3 protein-coding genes are annotated in these 7,935 nt (G+C 46.1%); 1 reads left to right on the top strand and 2 read right to left on the bottom strand.

Annotated features, from left to right (window positions below; all coding sequences use genetic code 11):
* Positions 1-229: 229 nt before the first annotated feature.
* A complete protein-coding gene (locus tag QUA04_RS28025; protein ID WP_333263590.1) occupies positions 230-556 on the bottom strand; it encodes a hypothetical protein in 327 nt (108 codons plus the stop codon).
* Positions 557-689: 133 nt separating this feature from the next.
* A complete protein-coding gene (locus tag QUA04_RS28020; protein ID WP_242725377.1) occupies positions 690-941 on the bottom strand; it encodes a TIGR02450 family Trp-rich protein in 252 nt (83 codons plus the stop codon).
* A gap of 529 nt (positions 942-1,470) precedes the next feature.
* Between QUA04_RS28020 and QUA04_RS28015 the strand changes: the two genes are divergently transcribed.
* Positions 1,471-7,935 (top strand): PAS domain S-box protein (locus tag QUA04_RS28015; protein ID WP_333263587.1); only part of this gene is annotated, 6,465 nt, incomplete at its 3' end.

The raw sequence follows: 7,935 nt of genomic DNA, 5'->3' as shown, positions 1-7,935 counted from the left end.
TCTCTTGTTTCATCTGTCGAAAGAATTCTTAAAGAATTTGGAGATAATTATGTAATTAATTTTGCTTAACTACTTATTTTTCCCCGCCGAAACAGAGCGAGTTCGACATTCATGGTTAGACCTTGTATTTTTCCTTGAGTTGTCCACCCCCCTGATACCTCGCCAATCTTGTCCTCTAAGGTTAAGGCGGTAAGATTAGCAAACTGAAATTCCTTGTTACTACTACTGTTTAAACCTTGGAAGAACTGTTGTGCAAAAATCCCTTTACGGATTTCAGCATCAAATTAGCTCGCTCAATCCGGTTGGGCAGTTGCGCTGTAAATCCTGTGACTACTTGAAACTGCTGGTCATCGTTTTTGTAATAACCAAACACGCTTGCTGGTTTAAAGTTAGGGATACGGCTGACTATATTGTTGATAGTGGCAGGTGGTATCTCTGTAAAACCTGCGGGCAAGTTCTGTAAAGCCAAGACTAGGCCGGACAAGTCCGCTGCGGGTTCTGGAATATCCGCTGACGGAACATTGCTGCGATCGCTAGCCTTGGTTGCGATCGACACTTCGCCAAATCAACCGCCCAATGCAGTACTAATTAGCAAACAGACCAATAACAAAATTTTTTTTTCATTATTTTACCCTGTTGCTATTACTCATTATCCCTGTCTACCTCACTCTACCCCACAGCGCTGTCTTTTAGTCTGCTGTTTCTAATTCCTCTAATTCTTGCGTAGACTGCCATCCAGCTTGCCAGAGCGATCGGTCTTTGAGTTGTGCGGCGTTGAGCCAAAAACGGACATTTGGATCGCAAGCCGCCACCATTTCTGCAAATACCCATTTACCTTCGTTTTTTCGGTTGACCACTTGAAAGTGCCGCCACCCCCAAGTTTTTTGGTGTGAAGTCCATCGGGAACCAACTAAATAAGGAAATTTTTGTTTTTTGCTCACAGTATTTTTGTGGAAAAATATATTACAATACTCCGGACAGTTTTTAAGCAGCCAGAGTACCATAAGACAAGACTGAAAGAAGATTAGGATGATTTAAAACTGTCCGGAGTATTGTTATCATTATTATTTAATTATATTCCTACAATAGTCCGGACAGTTTTTATATGGCCCCATGGCTTATTCTGTAGGACTTCGCAGCCCCTGTGGATAATTAAATCAATGTCAGCTCCACCCCTGACTTATATTTAACTCGACTTTTTTATGATCCTTGCCCCCCGTAAGCTTGTAGTATCGTTCCCAAAACTGTCCGGAGTATTGTTCCTACACAAAGGGGTATTGACAAAATCTCCTAGCTTCTAACTTGTTACCAATGGGGTAACATTATTTTTGCGTTAGGCTAGCTTGTAACAATTCGGCTGCCTATTTTTTTTTAGCATAAGTGGGCAAAATCTTTACTTCATAAAGATTTCAGGCGGGTTGTCACCCTCCCAGGGCGATCGCAAAAGTCGTTATTGCAGCTTATAAGAAAATGCTGGAGCTTTGGAACAACCTTTTTGCTATAGCACCGTTTATTCCCCACGGGCATTGCTATCTCTGGAAGCCGGGATTGGTGGGTCTTCATATCGCTTCCGACTCGCTGATCGCCCTGGCTTATTATTCAATTCCCATTACGCTGCTCTATTTTGTTCGCAAGCGACAAGATTTACCCTACCCCTGGATATTTCTACTATTTAGTGCCTTCATTGTCGCTTGTGGCACCACTCACCTGATGGAGATTTGGACGCTTTGGCATCCCACCTATTGGCTGAGTGGCTGCCTCAAAGCCATCACCGCCTTCATTTCAGTGCTAACAGTTATCGAACTCGTGCCAGTCATACCAAAAGTATTGGCGCTTCCCAGTCCCGCACGGCTGGAGGCAGCGAACCGAGAACTACAGCGCGAGATTGCAGAGCGCAAAATTGCAGAAGCAGCACTTCAAGAGCGGGAACAGTTCTTAAGCAACATTTATAACTCAGTCACAGACACCCTTTGGGTGGTGGAACAACTTGAGGATGGCGAGTTTCAAGTCGTCAGCATGAATCGAGCCATTGAAACCTCAACTGGGACTTTAGCTGAGAATTGGATTGGTAAACGACTGGACGAACTGTGGGACTCGCAGACATCTGCCACTATTCGGGCACGCTACTGCACCTGTTTGCAGCAAGGTCAAACTATCTCTTATGAAGAGAATTTGCCTATTGGAGAACAGATTCGTTGCTTTCTGACAACCTTAACGCCTTTATCAGCTCCCGATTCGCGGACTCGCTTACTCGGTGTCAGCATGGATATCACCGAACGCAAGCGGGTTGAAGAAGAACTGCGCTGGAAAGAAACGTTGCTGCGAGCAATGACCAATGCTTCGCCACTCGCCTTTTACGTTGTAGATAACCGCACCGACTTTATTCTCTACTTTAATCACCGCTTCTGCTCAATCTGGGGCATCGAACACCTAGAAGAACAGATGCAGCGGGGTGAACTTAGAAATAACGATATTCTTCCTGACTGTTTGCCCGTCCTTGCAGATGTTCCGGCTTTTGCTGAATCCTGCAAACCGCTGCAAACAGAAGAAAATCGTGCCGTTGTTGAAGATGAAATTTCGTTTAGTGATGGGCGCACGATTCGCCGTTTTTCCACACAGATTCGCGACGAAAGCGATCGCTATTTCGGACGGCTTTATCTATTTGAAGATATTACCGAACGCAAGCAAATAGAAGAACAACTGCAACTGGCCGATTTTTCGCTCGAACACTGCTCTCTCGGCCTTGCCTGGATCGATCGCGATGCCAGAATTTTACGGGTGAACCAAACAGTCTGCGAGCAAAGAGGATATTCTCGCGAAGAGTTGCTGTCGATGCGCGTTTGGGAAACAGATCCCAATTTCCCGAACGAGGTATGGCCGCACCATTGGCAACAACTTAAAGAGCAAAAAACCCTTTCATTTACTTCTCAACATTTCAGAAAAGATGGCAGTGTGATTCCCGTAGAAATAACGCTAAATTATCTGGAATTTAACGGGAAAGAATACAATTTTGCTTGCGCCCGCGATATCAGCGATCGCTATCGCGCAGAGGAAGCACTGAGAGCATCCCAAGCACGTCTTTCTGGGGTTCTAGACATTGCCGACGAAGCCATTATCTCGGTAGACTCCAGCCAACGGATTACCTTATACAACCAGGGCGCGGAACGGATTTTTGGTTATACTTCCGAGGAAATGCTCGGTCAGACTCTCGACCGACTTTTGCCAGAACGCTTTGCGGCAAACCATCAGCAGCACGTAAGGCAATTTACCCAATCTACCCAAACAGCAAGAAAGATGGGCAAGCGCGGCGAGGTAGTCGGTCGTCGTAAAGATGGTACGGAATTTCCGGCTGAAGCCTCAATTTCTCAATTGGAGTTATCAGGAGAAAAAGTTTTTACCGTCTTTCTGCGCGACATTAGCGAACGCAAACAGGCAGAAGCAGCCTTAAAAGAAAGTGAAGCCCGCTTCCAAGCATTTATGAATTACAGCCCCACCGCTGCTTGGATTACCGATAGAGATGGGCGACTTCTCTACATCAGCCAAACCTATTCTCGAATGTTCAATTTGCCAAAGAACTATTCAGTTGGCCAAACAGACCTCCCCATCTATCCGGCTGAGTTTGGACAGGAATATTTAAAAAATATTCGCAAAGTTGTAGAAACCAATCAAACCCTCGAAGTAATTGAGCTGTCTCCCCTCGCGGACGGCAGCATTGGTGAGTTTTTGGTTTACAAGTTTCCGCTGCCAAGTTCATCAGGCCAAGTGCTAGTTGGCGGGGTAGCAATCGATATTACCGAGCGCAAAAAAGCAGAGGCAGCTCTACAACAGCGAGAACAAGAGTTCCGCGCTTTAGTAGAAAATGCGCCCGACATTATCATGCGATTGGATCGGGAATGCCGCTATCTTTATATCAACCCCACGGTTGAAAAACAATCGGGAATTCCTCCCGCTGAGTTTATCGGTAAAACTATTAACGAGTTGGGTACGCCCGAAACGCTAGTTAATCTTTGGCGAACAGCCATTGAGCAAGTATTTGAAACAGGTTGCGAGCAAAACATTGAATACGAAATTCCATCGGTTGCAGGGCTAACTTATTATGCTTCCCGCGTGGTGCCTGAGTTTGGCAGTGATGGCTCGGTGCAATCGGTTTTAGCGATCGCGCGCGATATCAGCGACCGCAAAGTTGCAGAAGCAGCTCTAGAAAAGGCTCGCGACGAGTTAGAAGTCAGAGTCAAACAACGTAGTGCCCTACTCGCAACAGCAAATAAGGAATTGCGGCAGGGAATTGCCGAACGGCAAGCCGCGCTACGCGAACTCAAACAAGCACAAGTTGCCCTGAAAGCATCAGAAACCAGACTCAAAGAAGTGCTTGACAATACAGCCGCTTTTATTTCCTCTGCCCGCATCCATCCCGATAAAGTCTGGGAATACGACTACTATTCTCCCAATGGAGAGGAGATTCTTGGCTACAAAGGAGAAGAATTCGCTGCCGATCCGAATTTGTGGCTTTCTAGAGTTCCTGCCGAAGATATTGAGGCAATTGTTTTGCCAGCAATGGCAGATTTGTATGCCGGACGGCAAATAACTATAGAGTATCGATTCCGCCATAAAAATGGCAATTTGCTTTGGTTATCTAACACTTTGCTCGCTAAAAAGCATAAGTCTGAAGATTACTGGTTTGCCACCGGAATTGTTACCGACATCACCGAACGCAAACAAGCAGAAAAAGCATTGCAAGAAAGCGAACAACGCTTTGCTATTTTAGCGAAAACTGCCCCTGTCGGCATATTCCGTAACAATACTCAAGGCTATTGCGTGTACGGCAACGAACGCTGTTTAGAAATGGTCGGACTTTCTCTAGGAGAATTAATCGGTGAGGGGTGGGCAAAAGCAATACACCCAGAGGATAGCGATCGCGTTATTACTGCTTGGTATAATTTCGTACAACAAGGCATTCCCTATTCCTGCGAAATCCGCTTGCAGCGACGCGATGGCAGCACGATCTGGGTATTGGCACAAGCGATCGCGGAAAAAGATGTTGATGGGAACACCATCGGTTACATCGGCACTCTTACCGACATTACCGAGCGCAAACACTCAGAACAACTCTTAAAAAATTACAATCAACTTCTAGAAACTCAGGTACAAGAACGTACGGCTGCACTGACTCAAACAAATGCTCAATTAGAGCAGGAAATTGAGGAACGCAAGCAAATAGAAGACCAATTACGGCGCAGCGAAGCGAAACTATCAGTCGTCCTAGATAATGCAGGTGCTTGTATTTATATCAAAGATTTGAATGGCACCTACGTCTATGTCAATCGCTTAACTGAGGAATTTTTTGGGTATAGCGCATCTGAAATTATCGGAGCGAACGATTGCAAATTTTTTGCTGAAGAATTTGTTCTAGCTTACAAAGAAACTTGCGATCGCGTAACAAACAGCGGTGTCGTTCATCGCTTTGAGGAAATTGGAATCGATAGTAATGGAGAGCTGCATCACGTTTTATCGACCAAAGTTCCTCTCAAAAATTCTGACGGCGATGTTTATGGCCTGTGCGGTATTTCGACAGATATTACCGAACTCAAGAAGACAGAAGCTGCACTGCGGCAAAGCGAAGAACGAATGCAGGCGCTTTTGAGCGCGATACCCGATTTGATGGTGCGGCACCGGGTAGATGGGACTTATTTAGATGTGGCGGGAAATGAGAGAGCCTTACTGATGCCGCGCGAAGCGCTAATTGGCAAAAAGTTACAGGAAACGCCCATTCCCGAACAAATTAAAACCGACTTGCTCGAACGTTTCCAGGCAGCCGCGGCAACCGGAACGCTACAAATTTACGAACACGACCTGCAAAAACCGGATGGCATCTACAGCTACGAAACGCGCATTGTCAAAAGCGGTGCTGATGAGGTCGTGTGTCTTGTGCGCGACATCACCGAACGCAAGCGAACGGCAAGCCGCGCTGCGCGAACGCAAGCTGCGCTTCAAGAAAGTGAAGAACGGTATCGTACTGTAATAACAGCAATGGCAGAGGGTATTGTCTTGCAAGATGCCAACGGTGCGATCCGTACTTGTAATGCCAGTGCCAAAAGCATTTTGGGCTTGTCTCGCCAGCAAATGATGGGTCGAACTTCCCTCGATCCCGCTTGGCGAGCCGTTCGCGAAGATGGTTCGCCCTTCCCCGGAGAAGAACACCCGGCCATGGTGACGCTGCAAACGGGCAAGGCTTGTTCTAACGTGGTGATGGGAGTCCACAAATCAGATGGTAGTTTTACCTGGATTTCTATTAATACCCAGCCTATATTTCGATCTGATAAATCTCTTCCTAAGGGAGTTGTTTGCTCGTTTGCTGATATAACTGCTCGCAAACAGGCAGAAGAGGCGCTGCGACAAAGCGAAGCGCGTTATCGTGCCATTCTTGAAGATCAGACAGAACTCATTGTTCGGTTATTACCTAGTGGCACTTTTACTTATGTCAACGAGGCTTACTGTCAATTTTTTGGCATAAGGCGGGAAGAAATTGTGGGATGTAACTACGAACCTGTTGTGCTTGAGGAAGATCGAGAATATGTCGCTCAATTCGTCAATAAAATCAGTGGGCAAAATCCAGTTGTTACTGTTGAAAATCGAGTGATTGCTTGCGGGAAAATACGTTGGACACAATGGATTAATCGAGGCATATTTGATGACAACGGTCAGCTCGTAGAATTGCAAGCAGTAGGGAGAGATATCACCGATCGCAAAATTGCTGAAGAAAACCTGCGACGATACGAAAAGATTGTTGCTGCTACTACTGATGCAATTTGTTTAATCAATCGCAATTACACATATCAAATTGTTAATCAAGCATACTTAACTTGGCATCAGCGCCGTGAGGAAGAGATAGTCGGACATGCTATTAGTCAAATTTTGGGTATAGACCTGTTTGAAACTCAACTCAAACCAAATCTAGATCGATGTTTAACTGGGGAAATCGTCCAATACGAACTGTGGGCTAAATATCCCAACGGCGAAGAGAAATTTGTCAGCGCTACCTACGCTCCTTATTTTGAAGCAGATGGCACTATTTCAAGTGTGGTGGTTAGTCTGCGTAACCTCACCGAACTGAAACAAATGGAAGCAGCGCTGCGGCAGAGCGAGTCTACCTTGCGAGCTTTCTTCAACAGCAGCGTCATGATGATGGGCATTGTAGAGCTGTATGAAGATGATATTTTGCTTCTGTCTGCTAACCTAGCAACAGGGCAGTTATTAAGCACCACTCCAGAAGCGTTGCAGAATCAATTCGTTAGCCGAACGGGAGTGCCGCGATCGCTTTTAGCACTTTGGCTCAGCCACTACTGGGAAGCTGTAAAAACTCAAGCGCCAGTCAGATTTGAATACTGTCGCGAAACTCCTACAGGACAAAAGTGGCTCTCTGCCAGCGTTTGCCCGATTTCCATTGGCTCCAGCGGTCGTCCAAGATTGTCGTACATTATCGAAGATATTAGCGATCGCAAACGCGCAGAAGAAGCACTGCGCCTCAGCGAAGGTCGGCTCAAACACCTGACGGCTAGCATTCCGGGAACCCTTTACTCCTATGGATACTATCCTGATGGTTCGGCCAAGTTTGAATATGTCAGTCCCGGCTGCCGAGATATGTTTGAAATTGAGCCGGAGCAGGTACTAGAAGATCGAAGTACCCTTTTAAACCAATTTTCTTCTGAAGACGAACCTAAGCATAAAGAGACAGTTACTCGCGCAGTTCAAAACATGCAACCTCTCACTTCTGAATGGCGCAATATAACTCCTTCTGGAAAACTAAGATGGCTGCGCGCCCAAGCTCAACCCGAATGCCGCGAAGATGGTTCTAAAGTTTGCAGGGTAAGCGCATCTCAAACGCTATTGACAAGGGAATTTAGAGGCATCATCATGTTGGGTGGGATAAACAAGCAG

The organism is Microcoleus sp. S13_C5 (assembly GCF_036700845.1).
GTDB lineage: Bacteria > Cyanobacteriota > Cyanobacteriia > Cyanobacteriales > Microcoleaceae > Microcoleus.
Note: the sequence above shows the minus strand (reverse complement) of the source record. Positions and strands in the feature narration are given on the sequence as shown.